Origin of the sequence: Polaromonas sp. JS666 (assembly GCF_000013865.1) — a bacterium.
Classification (GTDB): Bacteria; Pseudomonadota; Gammaproteobacteria; order Burkholderiales; family Burkholderiaceae_C; genus Polaromonas.
Genome location: NC_007948.1, coordinates 1,648,817 through 1,663,232 on the forward strand (window position 1 = coordinate 1,648,817; position 14,416 = coordinate 1,663,232).

Consider the following 14,416-nt stretch of genomic DNA (forward strand, 5'->3'; position numbering starts at 1 on the left):
AGGGCGGGAAGAGGTGGGGCAGGGGCGGGCAGGGATGAGACAATCCCGTGATGTTAGTCGAGAAAAACGTTCCGCTCCAGCATTCCAACAGCTTTGGCATTATGGCCAAGGCGCTTTCCCTCGTCCGGGTCAGTGCCGAGTCCGACATTGCCGCCGTGCTGCAGGATGATGCGTTGCGCGCCATGTCCAAGTTTGTGCTGGGCGGTGGCAGCAACATCGTGCTGACCGGTGACGTCAAACCCCTGGTGCTCAAGGTGGAGATCATGGGCAAGCGCCTGGTCGGCGAAACCGCCAAGGCCTGGATCGTCGAGGCCGGGGCTGGCGAGAACTGGCACGATCTGGTCACCTGGACCCTGCAGATGGGCTACCCGGGCCTGGAAAACCTGGCACTGATCCCCGGCACCGTCGGCGCATCGCCTGTGCAGAACATTGGCGCCTATGGGGTGGAGCTGCAGGACCGCTTCGAGTCGCTCGATGCCGTGGACCTGACCACCGGCCAGCGCTTTACCCTCAATGCCGCGCAGTGCGCGTTCGGCTACCGCGATTCCGTGTTCAAACACACCAGCATCGCCACCAGTGCGGGCACGCCCGGTTTCGGCTTGGCGGGCAAGGCGCTGATCACCCATGTGCGGTTTTCCCTGCCCAAGGCCTGGAAGGCCGTGCTGGGGTATGCCGATATCGAGAAAAAGATGCAGCAGGCCGGGGTCCATGCGCCGGATGCGCAGCAAATTTACGACTGGATTTGCGAAATCCGCCGGGCCAAGCTGCCCGATCCGCAGGTCATCGGCAATGCCGGCAGCTTCTTCAAGAACCCGACCGTTTCACCCGAGCAGTGCGCCGACATCATCCAGCGCGAGCCCAAAATTGTTCACTACCCGCTGGCCGACGGCACGGTCAAGCTGGCCGCAGGCTGGCTCATCGACGCCTGCGGCTGGAAAGGCAAATCCGTAGGCAATGCCGGCGTGTACGACAGGCAGGCACTGGTGCTGGTGAACCGCGGCGGCCCCGGCAACCCGGTGACGGGCGGTGAAGTGATGACCCTGGCCAAGGCCATCCAGACCAGCGTGTACGAACGTTTTGGCATCCTGCTGGAGCCCGAGCCGGTGGTGGTCTGATGGACCTTTTCCATCTGAATTTCCGCCGCCGCATCAACGCGCTCGTGTGGGCGCGGCGCGCGGTGGTGCTGGCCGCGGTGCTCGCGGTATGGGTCTGGCACCGGCATTGGGGCGGGGTGATCGCGCTCGTGGCCGCGGGTCTGGTGCTGGTCGGGTCGCTCCAAGCCTGGGAGGCTAGTGCGAGGCGCCAATTCATCCGGGAAGCCAGCCTGCCGGGTTTCCTCATCGGCAAACTGCGTGCGGCGCATCCGCAACTGCAGGAGCGCGATGCGGAGCTCGTGCTGCGCGGCTTGCGCCAGTTCTTCATGGCGCATCTGCGCAGCAACCGCAAGTTCGTGGCCATGCCCTCGAAAGTGGTCGATACCGCCTGGCATGAATTCATCCTGCACACCCAGGGTTATCAACGCTGGTGCGCTGCGGCCTTCGGTGGCCTGCTGCATCACAGTCCGGCCGAGGTGCTGGGCCGGGACGCGCGCCGCAACGACGGTCTTCGCCGCACCTGGTACTGGGCCTGCAAGGAAGAAAGCATCGACCGGCGCAAGCCGACGCGGCTGCCGCTTCTGTTTGCGCTAGATGCGAAGTTCGGCGTGCCGGGTGGATTCCAGTATGTGCCGGACTGCCAGGCGATCGACCGGCAGAGCGGGTCGGATGCCCATTGCGGCACCAGTTTCAGCGACTCGGGCGGCGGTGCGGGGGATGCAGGGGGTTTCGGCGGCAGCGAGTCCAGCGGCGGCGACGGCGGTTCGTCAGGCGATGGCGGCTCGGGCTGCGGCGGAGGGTGCGGCGGCGGAGGCGACTGATCGCGGCCCCGGCCTCCGCAACGGCTCACTTGCGTTCGTCGTTCTTCAGTTGCGGCGGCGACGCGCCCTGGCCGGCTGACAGCAGGCCGGCCTGCGTGTAGATCGCGAGCTTGTCGCGCGTGTCGACGATGTCGAGGTTGCGCATGGTCAGCTGGCCGATGCGGTCCAGCGGGGAGAACGGCGCGTCCTCCACCTTTTCCATGCTCAGCCGCTCGGGCTTGTAGGTCAGGTTCGGCGAGACCGTGTTCAGGATCGAGTAGTCGTTGCCGCGGCGCAGTTCCACCGTGACCTCGCCGGTGACCGCACGCGCTACCCAGCGCTGCGCCGTCTCGCGCAGCATGATGGCCTGCGGGTCGAACCAGCGGCCCTGGTACAGCAGGCGGCCCAGGCGCCGGCCGTTGTCGCGGTACTGCTCGATCGTGTCTTCGTTGTGGATGCCGGTCACCAGGCGCTCGTAAGCGATGAACAGCAGCGCCAGGCCGGGTGCCTCGTAGATGCCGCGGCTCTTGGCCTCGATGATGCGGTTTTCGATCTGGTCGCTCATGCCCAGGCCGTGGCGCCCGCCAATGCGGTTGGCTTCGAGGATCAACTCAACAGTGTTGGAAAACGTCTTGCCGTTGAGCGCGACGGGCTGGCCTTCCTCGAAGCGCACGGTGACTTCCTCGCGCTTGACCTCGACCTCGTCTTTCCAGAAGGCCACGCCCATGATCGGGTTCACGATCTTCATGCCGCTGTTCAGGTGCTCCAGGTCCTTGGCTTCGTGGGTGGCGCCCAGCATGTTGGAGTCGGTGGAGTAGGCCTTTTCGGCCGACATCTTGTAGCCGAAACCGGCCTGCGTCATGAAGGCCGACATTTCGGCGCGCCCGCCCAGCTCGTCAATGAAGAGCTGGTCCAGCCAGGGCTTGTAAATCCGGAGGTTGGGGTTGGTCAGCAGGCCGTAGCGGTAAAAGCGCTCGATGTCGTTGCCCTTGAAGGTGCTGCCGTCGCCCCAGATGTTGACGTCGTCGTCCTTCATGGCGGACACCAGCATTGTGCCGGTCACGGCGCGGCCCAGCGGCGTGGTGTTGAAGTAGGTGACGCCTGCGGTCGTGATGTGGAAGGCGCCGCTTTGCAGGGCGGCAATGCCTTCGGCGGCGAGCTGGCTGCGGCAGTCGATCAGGCGGGCCTTCTCGGCGCCGTACTGCAATGCCTTGCGTGGGATCTCGTCGTAGTCGGGCTCGTCGGGCTGGCCCAGGTTGGCCGTGTAGGCGTAGGGAAGGGCGCCCTTGAGTTTCATCCAGTGCAGCGCGGCGCTGGTATCAAGGCCGCCGGAAAAGGCGATGCCGACTTTCTGGCCGGCGGGCAGGTTCTGGAGGATGGTGGCCATGAAATGGGTTCCTGAGGGGAGGGGCGATTAACCGAAGTGGCAGATGTAGTGGTAGGCCTCGAAGCCTTCTGCCACGCGGATGTCAAACTTCGCGTTGCCCGGCACGCTGAATTTCTCGCCCGCTGCGGATTTGACCCAGCTGTCGCTGCCGGCCAGCCTGTACTCGCAGGCGCCGGCCACGCATTCCATGATTTCCGGCGCGCCGGTATTGAAGGTCAGGGTGGCGGGAAGAATCACGCCGACGGACTTTTTGGTGCCGTCAGTAAAAGTGATGCCATGGCTCACGCATTTGCCGTCAAAGTAGACATTGGCCTTGGTGGTAACGCTGATGTTGTCGATTTTTTCGGTAATCATGAATGGATGGGGGTAAACAGGAAAAACGTCGCAGACAGAGGTTGCTGCGGTAATCCCTGATTTTAGGTTACCCGGGCCTTGCCCTAGCCCCGTGCCCCACCTCTGCCGAATCCATCTGTCGCTGAAGCCGACAGGGGCATAAAAAAGGGGGCATTCAATGCCCCTTTTTTATGATTCGCTGAAAGCTCAGTTCAACTCAGTTCAACTCAGCTCAACGCCAGTGATGATGTCCGCCATAGCCCCGGCTGTAGCCGAAGTTCAGCGAGAGGCCAATGGGTGCGTAATACGGCGCGTAGTAAGGCCGGGCGTAGTAGGCGGGATAAGACTGATACATCACAGGGGCTGTCACCACGGGCTGCACGTACACCGGCTGCTGCGGTGCCGGCTGGATGAAGCTCTGCGGCTGCGTGGGCTGTGCCGGTTGGGCGCCGGGCGTTATGGCGCCGACCGGTGTGACCTGCAGCCGTACATACTGGCCCGGGTCGTTGGCCATCTGCACGTTGTACTGGGTGCCCTGGTATTCGTACACGACGTTGTAGTGGCTGGGCCGGTTTTCATAGAAGGTCTGCGTGCTGCACTGCTGCACGTTTTGCACCTGGTTGTTGGGCCCCTCGATGCGGTCGCCAATCATGGCACCCCCTACCAGTCCGATGACGGTGGCCACAGCCCGGCCGCCGCCATTGCCGATGGCGTTGCCGGCCGCGCCACCCGCCAGCGCACCCATCAGGGCGCCCGCGCCCGACTTGGGCGCCTGCATGATGACCGCCTCGTTGCTGCACACCTGGCGGGGCACGGCAACCTGCTGCACCACCGGTGTGCTGGAAATCACCCGCGCCAGGATGTCGGTGGCAAAGGCGGGCAGGGCCGCCAGGGTTGCTGCAGCCGCAACGGTGGAAATAACAAATGCTTTTTTCATGATTCAACCCCTTTTTCAGCTGGTGGCTGAGTTTCAAGCGTTTGCCGCCTTGTACCCGGTCCCGAACAATCGCCCTGCGGGAGGCAAGGACTGTTCGCCGGAGCGGCGGCTCAGGCAATTACCCTGATTTTAGTGAATCAGAGCCGTTTTGGCCGGCAGAGTTCTGCAAATTCACTGTAAAGCTGGCTGGCAGTCGCCTTGGCTGCCGCAGTCGTCAGGTGCGCACCCGCGCAGCCCAGCCGGCCACATCAAACCCCAGCGTGATGCCCGTGTCCCACTCTACGACCGGGCGCTTGATGACGCTGGGATTGGCCCGCATCAGCGTCTGGGCGGTAGCGGCGTCGTGCACGGCCGCCTGCGTCGCCGGGTCCAGTTTGCGCCAGGTGGTGCCCTGCCGGTTGAGCAGCTTGTCCCAACCCGCCGCCTGGGTCCACACTGCGAGTCTTTCTGGCGGGACGCCCTGTTTTTTAAAGTCGTGGAACTGGTAGTTCACGCCCTGGGCGGTGAGCCAGGCGCGTGCCTTTTTGACAGTATCGCAGTTGGGAATGCCGTAGAGGATGATCATCTGTTTATTCTTGCAGAGTGTTAGAGGAATTTGGCTTTTTACCCTGATTCGACGGGGACCAGAAGCTATCAAATAAATAGCTGATCCGGTGGATTCCGGCAAACCGGGACGCCCGCGACGGTGCCGTCGGTTGATGGTGGGCCAACACTGGAATAATGCCAGCACGCCCCTGCAGTAGCCCGTAGCTGTTGCGGCCTTTTCCCTGCCCCCATTTTGATGGACGACGCCCATGACCTCCTCGGCCTCTGACCTCCCGACCCGCCCTTCCGGCCGCTCCAGGCCGTTTCTCTACCCGCCCATCGAGCCTTTCCGCACCGGCGTGCTGGAGACGGGTGACGGCCATTCGATTTACTGGGAGCTGTGCGGCAACCCGGCAGGCAAGCCCGCGGTTTTCCTGCACGGCGGGCCTGGCTCCGGCTGCTCCCCCGACCACCGGCGGCTGTTTGACCCCAAGCGCTACTGTGTTTTGCTGTTCGACCAGCGCGGCTGCGGCCGCTCGCGCCCCAGTGCCTCGCTGGACAACAACACCACCTGGCACCTGGTGGCCGACATCGAGCGGCTGCGCACCCTGCTGGGCGTGGAACGCTGGGTGGTATTTGGCGGTTCCTGGGGCAGCTCACTGGCGCTGGCCTATGCCCAGACGCACCCCGCCCAGGTGTCGGCCCTCATCGTGCGCGGCATTTTTACGCTGCGGCGCGCCGAACTGCTCTGGTACTACCAGGAGGGGGCCTCCTGGCTGTTTCCGGACCTGTGGGAGGCGTTTCTGGCGCCCATCCCGCCGGCTGAGCGAGGCGATCTGATGGCCGCCTACCGCAAGCGGCTGGTGGGGTCCAACCGGGCCGAGCAGCTGGCCTGCGCCCGGGCCTGGAGCCTGTGGGAGGGCCAGACCATCACGCTGCTGCCCGATGAGGCCGCCACCGCCAAACATGCAGCGGATGACTTCGCGCTGGCATTCGCCCGCATCGAAAACCATTACTTCGTGCATGCCGGCTGGCTGGAGGAGGGCCAGCTGATCCGTGACGCCGGCAAGCTGGCTGGCATTCCCGGCGTCATCGTGCAGGGACGCTACGACATGGCCACGCCCGCCAAAACCGCCTGGGACCTGCACCGCGCCTGGCCGGAGGCGGACTTTCACCTGATCGACGATGCCGGGCACGCCTTCAATGAGCCTGGCATCCTGCAGCAGCTGATGGCCGCGACCGACCGTTTCGCAGCATGAACGAGCGCTGGATGAGGCGTCTCGCGTTAGCAGGGGCCGCCGGTCCGGCTTTGCCGGCCGCAGGCGCCGCCCCCTGCAAGGGGGGAGGACCCTACACGCAGTGAGGGTCAACGGGGGTGTGCCATGGCTTGCGCGACAATGCGGGCCTGTATGGAACAACTCAAGACACTGCAAGACTGGCTGGCCCACTGCGAGCGCCTGCACCCCAAAAGCATCGACATGGGGCTGGAGCGGGTGCAGGCCGTGGCCAGGCGCATGGGGCTGGCGTTTGCCTGCCCCGTCATCACGGTCGCCGGAACCAATGGCAAGGGCTCGACCTGCGCGATGCTCGAAGCCATCCTGCTCGAGGCGGGCTACCGCACCGGCGTTTACACCTCGCCGCACCTGGTGCATTTTGAAGAACGCTGCAGGGTCCGCGGCGACATCGTCAATGCGACTGATTTGGTCGCAAACTTTGCCCGTGTTGAAGCGGCCAGGGTCCAGAACGGCGATGAAATCTCGCTGACCTACTTTGAATTCACCACGCTGGCTATCCTGCAGCTGCTGGCCGATGCGAAGCTGGACGTTGTCATCCTGGAAGTGGGGCTGGGCGGCCGGCTGGACGCTGTCAACATCCTGGACACCGACTGCGCCGTGATCACCAGCATCGACCTGGACCACATGGAGTTTCTGGGCAACGACCGCGAGAGCATAGGCCGGGAGAAAGCCGGCATCATGCGCGCCGGCAAGCCGGTGGTGGTGAGCGACCCGGTGCCGCCGCAAAGCATTCTTGACCATGCCGCCGCACTGGGCGCTGACCTGTGGCGCTTCGGCCAGGACTTCAATTTTTCGGGCGACAAGCAGCAATGGAGCTGGGTGGGGCGTGCGGACACCGGGCCGCCCCAAGGCAGCACAGCCCCCTCGGGGGGCAGCGCAGTACACGAAGTGACAAGCGTGGGGGCCAAAGTGCGCCGCGCCGGGCCGCCCCAAGCAAGCACAGCCCCCTCGGGGGGCAGCGCAGCACACGAAGTGGCAAGCGTGGGGGCCAAAACATACCGCAGGTATGCCGGGCTGGCTTACCCGGCACTGCGCGGCGCCAACCAGCTGGTCAATGCCTCTGGTGTGCTGGCGGCGCTGACGGCCCTGCGCGATCGCCTGCCGGTGACGGCCCAGGCGGTGCGCAATGGCCTGTCCATGGTCGAGCTGCCAGGGCGTTTCCAGATCGTTCCGGGCCAGCCCACGCTGGTGCTGGACGTGGCGCACAACCCGCATTCGGTGGCGGCCCTGGCCGAAAACCTGGACGCCATGGGCTTTTACCCCTGCACCCATGCGGTGTTTGGCGCCATGGCCGACAAGGACCTGGCACCCATGCTGGCGCGGGTCGGCCCGCTGATCGATAAATGGTATTTCACTGATTTGCCCACGGCCCGGGCCGCGAGCGGCGAAGAGCTGGCGGCGAAATGGCAGGCGGTGGAAAGCCGGCCCGACGTGACCGCCACCACGCACAAAGACCCCGAACTGGCGCTGCAGGCCGCCGTGAGGGCTGCAGGGCCCGCTGATAGAATTGTGGTGTTCGGCTCGTTCTACACGGTGGGCGGTGTTTTGAAGGGCGGGGTGCCGCGCCTCATGGCCCCGCACCTGGCTTCTTGATGCCGGATAAACCTGTCTGACCCGGGGCCTGTGATGCCTGGAAATGCAGACCGACAGCCCACGTTAACCGTCAACGGATTCAAGCCACACCATGCCGTTTTTCAACTTCCGCCGGGGCGGCTCCAACGCTGCTCCCACTGCCGGATCAGCCGTTCAAACGGAAAGCGTGGAGGTGGTGCGCAAGCGCGCCAAACACCGCCTGATCGGCTCGGCCGTGCTGGTGCTGATTGGCGTGGTGGGTTTTCCGCTGCTGTTTGATACCCAGCCGCGGCCGATTGCCGTGGACATTCCGATTGAAATTCCCGCCAAGGGCACGGTCAAACCTCTCGCCGCTCCCGCGCCTTCCGAAAAAGTGGCCGCCACCGCCAGCCTGGCCCCGCAGGAAGAAATCCTGCCATCCAAACAGGCTGCGGGCCCTGTAACGCCGGCGCCTGCAGCTATCAAAAGCGAAGCAAAGCCGGAGTCAAAAGCTGAACCTAAACCTGAACCCAAATCCGAGCCCAAGCCGGAAGTGAAGGCGGAGCCCAAAGCAGCCCCCAAGCCAGCCGCTGCGAGCGACGATGCGGTGCGGGCCAGCGCGTTGCTCAGTGGCTCGTCCGCGCCGGCCGGCAAGGTAGCCGAAGAGGCCGCTGGCCGTGTCGTGGTGCAGGTTGGTGCCTTTGCCGATGTGGCCAAGGCCCGCGAAGCGCGGCTCAAGCTGGAAAAAGCCGGTCTGAAAACCTATACACAGGTCGCCGAAACCAAAGATGGCAAGCGTATTCGTGTCCGCGTCGGGCCGTTTGCCAGCAGGGCAGAGGCTGAAACGGCGGCCAGCAAGATCAAGGCCCTTGATTTGCCGGCCGCCATCCTGACCTTGTAAGCAGCGGGTCGGGACATTCGTGGCGGCTGTTGACTGGATTTTGCTGGCGGTATTGGTCTTCTCGCTGGTGCTGGGCGCCTGGCGCGGGCTGGTTTATGAGGTTTTGTCGGTACTGGGGTGGGTGGTGGCGTTTTTTGCGGCGCAATGGTTTGCGCCCGAGGTGGCCGCCCGGTTGCCCATCCAGTCCGCCTCGAATCCGGTGCGCTATGCGGCTGCGTTTGTGCTGGTATTCATTGTTGCGGTGTTTGCGGCCGGTTTGCTGGCTTTTTTGCTGAAGAAGCTGGTCGAAGCCGTTGGCTTGCGGCCGGTGGACCGCGTGATGGGCGCGGGATTTGGCCTGCTGCGCGGACTGATCCTGCTGCTGGCCGCCACGGTGGTGATTGACATGACGGGGCTCAAGACCACTGAATGGTGGCGGGAGTCCAGAGGCGCGGCCATGCTGACGGCCACGCTCAAAGGTTTGCAGCCGGTTCTGCCGGAGAAGTTTGCGAAGTATTTGAAATAGAAGTATGACCCCCACGCTTTTCACTTCGTGTGAGGTGCGGCCCCCAAAACGGGCGCATTTTCCCCGGGGCGGTCCAGCGGAAAATTTATGAATGGAAATATAAGCTTATGTGTGGAATAGTCGGCGTCGTCAGCAAAGCCCCGGTCAACCAGCTGATCTATGACGGCCTGCTGCTGCTGCAGCACCGCGGCCAGGATGCGGCAGGCATCGTCACGCAGCAGGGGCGCAAGTTTTACATGCACAAGGCCAAGGGCATGGTGCGCGACGTGTTTCGCACCCGCAACATGCGCGCGTTGCCGGGCAATGTGGGCCTGGGCCAGGTGCGTTATCCCACGGCCGGCAATGCCTACAGCGAAGACGAGGCCCAGCCGTTTTACGTCAATGCGCCGTTCGGGCTGGTGCTCTCGCACAACGGCAACCTGACGAATGCGGCCGAACTCAAGGCCGAGCTGTTCAACACCGACCACCGGCACATCAACACCGAGAGCGACTCTGAAGTGCTGCTCAACGTGCTGGCGCATGAGCTGGAAAAAACCACGCGCGGCCTGCCGCTCAATCCGGTTGATGTGTTCGCGGCGGTGCGCGGCGTGCACAAACGGGTGAAAGGCTCTTACGCCGTGGTGGCGCTGATTGCCGGCCACGGCCTGCTGGCTTTCCGCGATCCGTTCGGCATTCGCCCGCTGTGCATAGGCCACGGCCAGAACGAGGATGGCGGCACCGTGATGGTGGCCAGCGAGTCGGTGGCGCTGGAAGGCACCTCGCACCAGTTTGACCGCGACATTGCGCCGGGCGAAGCGGTGTTCGTGGATATGGAAGGCACCGTGCATGCCGAGCAATGCGCGGCTTCACCCAAGCTCAATCCCTGCATTTTCGAGTTTGTCTACCTGGCCCGGCCCGACTCGGTGCTGGACGGCATTTCGGTCTACCAGGCGCGGCTGAACCTGGGTGAAACGCTGGCCAAGCGCGTGGTCTCCACCGTGCCGCCCAGCGAGATTGACGTCATCATCCCGATTCCCGAATCCAGCCGCCCCAGCGCGACACAATTGGCACACCTGCTGGGCATTCCGTATCGCGAAGGTTTTGTGAAGAACCGCTACGTCGGCCGCACCTTCATCATGCCGGGGCAGGGCGTGCGCAAAAAATCAGTGCGCCAGAAGCTCAATGTGATTGCGAGTGAATTCAAGGGCCGCAATGTGCTGCTGGTGGACGACTCCATCGTGCGCGGCACCACCAGCCGCGAAATCGTGCAGATGGCGCGTGACGCCGGCGCGCGCAAGGTGTATCTGGCCAGCGCGGCGCCGCCCGTGCGTTATCCCAACGTCTACGGCATTGACATGCCCACGGCGACGGAACTGGTGGCGCATGACCGCACCGTTGAGGAAATCCGCCAGGTGATTGGCTGCGATGCCCTGATTTACCAGGACGTGGAGAGCATGAAACGCGCCGTGGGCTCGCTCAATCCCAAGCTGGACGGTTTTGATGCATCGTGCTTTGACGGCGTTTACATCACCGGGGACGTGACCAGCGAGACGATTGAAAAGATGAACCAACAACGCGTGGATACCAGTGAAGAAGGCGATGTGGATGTGTCGCGCCTGGCGCTTCCCAATCCGCAAGAGGCCTGAACGATGAGCAACAAGAAACTGCCTGAGAACCTGCACCTCGACACGCTGGCCGTGCGCGCCGCCGTCGACAAAAGCCAGTACGGCGAAAACTCCGAAGCGCTGTACCTGACCAGCAGCTTTGTGCAGCCCGATGCCGCCACTGCGGCGCGGCGCTTTGCCAATGAGGAAGAGGGCTACATCTATTCGCGCTTTACCAACCCCACGGTGACCAGCATGGAGCAGCGCCTCGCGGCGATGGAGGGAACCGAAGCCTGCATCGGCACCTCCAGCGGCATGGCGGCCATCCTGCTGATGTGCATGGGCCTGCTCAAAAGCGGCGACCACGTGATCTGCTCGCAGTCGGTGTTTGGCTCCACCATCAAACTGATTGGCAGCGAGTTCGGCAAGTTCGGTGTCGAAAGCACTTTTGTGTCGCAAACCGACGTGGCCGAGTGGAGGGCGGCGATCAAGCCCAACACCAGGCTGCTGTTTGCCGAAACGCCGACCAATCCGCTGACCGAGATATGCGACATACGCGCGCTGGCCGACATCGCGCATGCCGCAGGCGCCCTGCTGGCCGTGGACAACTGCTTTTGCTCACCCGCGCTGCAGCAGCCCGTGAAACTGGGCGCCGACCTGATCATCCATTCAGGCACCAAATACCTCGACGGTCAGGGCCGTGTGATCGCCGGTGCGATTTGCGGCACCAGGCAACTCATTGACGACAAGCTGGTCCCCATCATGCGCAGCGCCGGCATGACGCTGTCGGCGTTCAACGCCTGGGTGGTGCTCAAGGGCCTGGAAACACTGTCCATTCGCATGCAGGCGCAAAGCGCCAATGCGCTGGCGCTGGCCACCTGGCTGGAGGCGCAACCGGGCGTGGCCCGCGTGTATTACCCGGGCCTCGAGTCGCACCCGCAATATGCGTTGGCGATGCGGCAGCAAACCATCAACGGGCAGGGCTGCGGCGGCGCGGTACTGTCGTTTGATGTCAATGGCAGCGATGTCGAAAGCGCCCGCAAAAATGCCTTCCACGTGATCGACAGCACGCAAGTCTGCAGCATCACGGCCAACCTGGGCGACACCAAGACCACGATCACCCATCCGGCCACCACTTCGCACGGCCGGCTCAGTGAAGCGCAGCGGCAGGCCGCCGGCATAGGCCAGGGCCTGATCCGCGTGGCCGCGGGCCTGGAACACATTGACGATTTGAAAGCCGATCTCCGCAGAGGTCTGGACGGTCTGGGCCGTTTGAAATGACACAGAAAATACGAACGCGTTTTGCGCCATCGCCCACGGGCTTTATCCACCTGGGCAACATCCGCTCGGCGCTGTACCCGTGGGCATTTGCCCGCGCCACCGGCGGCGATTTCATTTTGCGCATTGAAGACACGGACGTGGAGCGTTCCAGCCAGGCCGCGGTCGACGTGATCATCGAGGGCATGCGCTGGCTGGGCCTGGACCATGACGAGGGCCCTTTCTACCAGATGCAGCGCATGGACCGCTACAAGGCCGTGCTGGCCGAGATGCAGGCGGCCGGCCAGGTCTACCCCTGCTACATGAGCGTGGCCGAGCTCGACGCGCTGCGCGAAAAGCAGATGGCCGCCAAGGAAAAACCGCGCTATGACGGCACCTGGCGGCCCGAGCCGGGCAAGACGCTGCCGCCCATTCCCGCGGGCGTGCAGCCCGTGCTGCGCTTTAAAAACCCGCAGGGCGGCTCGGTGGTCTGGGACGACAAGGTCAAGGGCCGCATCGAGATCAGCAACGACGAGCTCGATGACCTCGTCATTGCGCGGCCGGATGGCACACCCACCTACAACTTCTGCGTGGTGGTGGACGATATCGACATGGCCATCACGCATGTGATTCGCGGCGATGACCATGTGAACAACACGCCGCGCCAGATCAATATCTTCCGCGCGCTCGGCAAGGACGTGCCGGTTTATGCCCATTTGCCCACGGTTCTGAACGAACAGGGCGAAAAGATGAGCAAGCGCAACGGTGCCAAGCCGGTGACGCAGTACGCGGCCGAAGGTTACTTGCCCGACGCCATGGTGAACTACCTGGCGCGCCTCGGCTGGAGTCACGGCGACGACGAGATTTTCAGCCGCGAGCAATTCCTGAAGTGGTTCAACCTCGATCACCTCGGCAAGAGTGCCGCACAGTTCGATGAAGCGAAGCTGCGCTGGGTCAATGCACAGCACCTCAAGGCTACGGCAGACGACAAGCTGGCCGAACTTGTGCAGCCCTTCCTGGCTGCGCGCGGCGTGGGCCTGGACACCGCACGCATGGTCGGTGGTTGCGGGCTTTTCAAGGACCGCTGCAGCACGCTGGTGGAGCTGGCCGACTGGCTGCAATTGCTGGTGACGGGCGGACAGCCGAGCGCACAGGATATCAGCACCCACGTGACCGAAGCCGTGCGCCCGGCTCTGGGCAAACTGGCCGATGCGCTGGTTGCCTGCGAGTGGAGCAAGGCGGCCATTGCGGCGGCGATCAAACAGGTGCTCGCGGAGACCGGACTGAAAATGCCGCAGCTCGCGATGGCGGTGCGCGTGCTGGTGATGGGCACTCCGCAAACGCCCTCGCTGGATGCGATTCTGGAGCTCATGAAACGGGAAGATGTGATCTCGCGTTTGAAGATTTGAAAAACCGCGAATTTTCGGGCTATAATTCAAGGCTCGACAACTGCTGAGAAATCTGCAGGGTTTTGGGGGTATAGCTCAGCTGGGAGAGCGCTTGCATGGCATGCAAGAGGTCAGCGGTTCGATCCCGCTTACCTCCACCAAAAATTGTTGAGAGAGATTTAGCAGAGTTTTTTTGTCAGGCCTTTGTGTAAAAACAAAAAGCCTGTCCGGAAAGTTCCAAGGCTTTGACCCCATCGTCTAGAGGCCTAGGACATCACCCTTTCACGGTGAGTACCGGGGTTCGAATCCCCGTGGGGTCGCCAGCATTCATCACCCTATGTGATGTACAAGGCGCAAGTCAGTAACAGCCAGCCCGCAAGGGCAGGCGACTTGGCTCGAAAGAGCGAACGTTGCTACTACCAGGAGTGGTAGTTCAGTTGGTTAGAATACCGGCCTGTCACGCCGGGGGTCGCGGGTTCGAGTCCCGTCCACTCCGCCAAGGTTACGTTTTAGACTGTCCAGCACAGTACTAAAAACACCCCTAAAAGCCCCTATCCACGGGGCTTTTTTGTTTTCTAACGTCCAACAATGGGTATTGCAAGCCGGTGCTTGTGGGGGGTATCTTTGGGGGCGTAGTGTGTATTCGATTGGGGGTATCGCCAGAAATTGCACTCCCTGGAGAGCCCATGCCACTCACCGACACCGCAGTCAAAAAAAAGCAAAGCCTGGGGATAAACCCGTCCAGCTCAGCGACGGCGGGCGAAGTACTGGCGCTTGGCCCGCTCATTGTGGGCGTTGTGATTCGTCATGGCTGATGCTCCTTATCTCAAGTCACCGTGTACGGAAGGGTCACCGGCGCC

14 protein-coding genes and 3 tRNA genes are annotated in these 14,416 nt (G+C 63.2%); 13 read left to right on the plus strand and 4 right to left on the minus strand.

Annotated features, from left to right (window positions below; genetic code table 11):
- Nucleotides 1-50 precede the first annotated feature (50 nt).
- Complete coding sequence (gene murB, locus BPRO_RS07935) at nt 51-1,115, plus strand: UDP-N-acetylmuramate dehydrogenase (RefSeq protein ID WP_041388561.1); 1,065 nt, start codon at nt 51-53, stop codon at nt 1,113-1,115.
- Nucleotides 1,115-1,915 (plus strand): glycine-rich domain-containing protein, encoded by an 801-nt coding sequence (locus BPRO_RS07940; protein ID WP_011482535.1) that lies wholly within the window; start codon nt 1,115-1,117, stop codon nt 1,913-1,915. The genes murB and BPRO_RS07940 overlap by 1 nt, the downstream gene beginning before the upstream one ends.
- A 25-nt stretch (nt 1,916-1,940) precedes the next feature.
- Here the strand turns inward: BPRO_RS07940 and argG are convergent, their stop codons facing one another.
- The 4 genes from argG to BPRO_RS07960 all read right to left on the minus strand — a co-directional run bounded on the left by argG (nt 1,941) and on the right by BPRO_RS07960 (nt 5,116).
- Nucleotides 1,941-3,281 (minus strand): argininosuccinate synthase, encoded by a 1,341-nt coding sequence (argG, locus tag BPRO_RS07945; protein WP_011482536.1) that lies wholly within the window; start codon nt 3,279-3,281, stop codon nt 1,941-1,943.
- Between the two features lie 27 nt (nt 3,282-3,308).
- Nucleotides 3,309-3,635: a pyrimidine/purine nucleoside phosphorylase gene (locus BPRO_RS07950; RefSeq protein ID WP_011482537.1), complete on the minus strand. Its 327-nt coding sequence runs from the start codon at nt 3,633-3,635 to the stop codon at nt 3,309-3,311.
- Nucleotides 3,636-3,846: 211 nt separating this feature from the next.
- Complete coding sequence (locus BPRO_RS07955; protein WP_011482538.1) at nt 3,847-4,551, minus strand: glycine zipper 2TM domain-containing protein; 705 nt, start codon at nt 4,549-4,551, stop codon at nt 3,847-3,849.
- A 214-nt stretch (nt 4,552-4,765) separates the two neighbouring features.
- Nucleotides 4,766-5,116, minus strand: coding sequence for an ArsC family reductase (locus tag BPRO_RS07960; RefSeq protein WP_011482539.1), 351 nt, complete (start codon nt 5,114-5,116; stop codon nt 4,766-4,768).
- A 229-nt stretch (nt 5,117-5,345) separates the two neighbouring features.
- Between BPRO_RS07960 and pip the strand changes: the two genes are divergently transcribed.
- The 11 genes from pip to BPRO_RS30715 all read left to right on the plus strand — a co-directional run bounded on the left by pip (nt 5,346) and on the right by BPRO_RS30715 (nt 14,371).
- Nucleotides 5,346-6,335, plus strand: a complete 990-nt coding sequence (gene pip, locus BPRO_RS07965) for a prolyl aminopeptidase (RefSeq protein WP_011482540.1) — start codon at nt 5,346-5,348, stop codon at nt 6,333-6,335.
- A gap of 150 nt (nt 6,336-6,485) precedes the next feature.
- On the plus strand, nt 6,486-7,964 hold the full coding sequence (locus tag BPRO_RS07970) for a bifunctional folylpolyglutamate synthase/dihydrofolate synthase (RefSeq protein ID WP_157045756.1): 1,479 nt from the start codon (nt 6,486-6,488) through the stop codon (nt 7,962-7,964).
- A 91-nt stretch (nt 7,965-8,055) separates the two neighbouring features.
- On the plus strand, nt 8,056-8,823 hold the full coding sequence (locus tag BPRO_RS07975; RefSeq protein WP_011482542.1) for an SPOR domain-containing protein: 768 nt from the start codon (nt 8,056-8,058) through the stop codon (nt 8,821-8,823).
- A gap of 19 nt (nt 8,824-8,842) precedes the next feature.
- Nucleotides 8,843-9,328, plus strand: a complete 486-nt coding sequence (locus BPRO_RS07980; protein ID WP_011482543.1) for a CvpA family protein — start codon at nt 8,843-8,845, stop codon at nt 9,326-9,328.
- 107 nt (nt 9,329-9,435) lie between these two features.
- On the plus strand, nt 9,436-10,953 hold the full coding sequence (gene purF, locus BPRO_RS07985; protein WP_011482544.1) for an amidophosphoribosyltransferase: 1,518 nt from the start codon (nt 9,436-9,438) through the stop codon (nt 10,951-10,953).
- A 3-nt stretch (nt 10,954-10,956) separates the two neighbouring features.
- Entirely contained in the window at nt 10,957-12,192 is a 1,236-nt protein-coding gene (locus BPRO_RS07990; protein WP_011482545.1) for an O-succinylhomoserine sulfhydrylase, read from the plus strand.
- On the plus strand, nt 12,189-13,577 hold the full coding sequence (gene gltX / locus BPRO_RS07995) for a glutamate--tRNA ligase (protein WP_011482546.1): 1,389 nt from the start codon (nt 12,189-12,191) through the stop codon (nt 13,575-13,577). Before BPRO_RS07990 ends, gltX begins: the two co-directional genes overlap by 4 nt.
- 64 nt (nt 13,578-13,641) lie before the next feature.
- Nucleotides 13,642-13,717: transfer RNA gene (locus BPRO_RS08000), tRNA-Ala, on the plus strand.
- An 86-nt stretch (nt 13,718-13,803) separates the two neighbouring features.
- Nucleotides 13,804-13,879: transfer RNA gene (locus tag BPRO_RS08005), tRNA-Glu, on the plus strand.
- 99 nt (nt 13,880-13,978) lie between these two features.
- Nucleotides 13,979-14,055, plus strand: a tRNA-Asp gene (locus BPRO_RS08010).
- Between the two features lie 187 nt (nt 14,056-14,242).
- Nucleotides 14,243-14,371, plus strand: coding sequence for a hypothetical protein (locus tag BPRO_RS30715; RefSeq protein ID WP_255349056.1), 129 nt, complete (start codon nt 14,243-14,245; stop codon nt 14,369-14,371).
- The last annotated feature ends 45 nt before the right edge of the window (nt 14,372-14,416 follow it).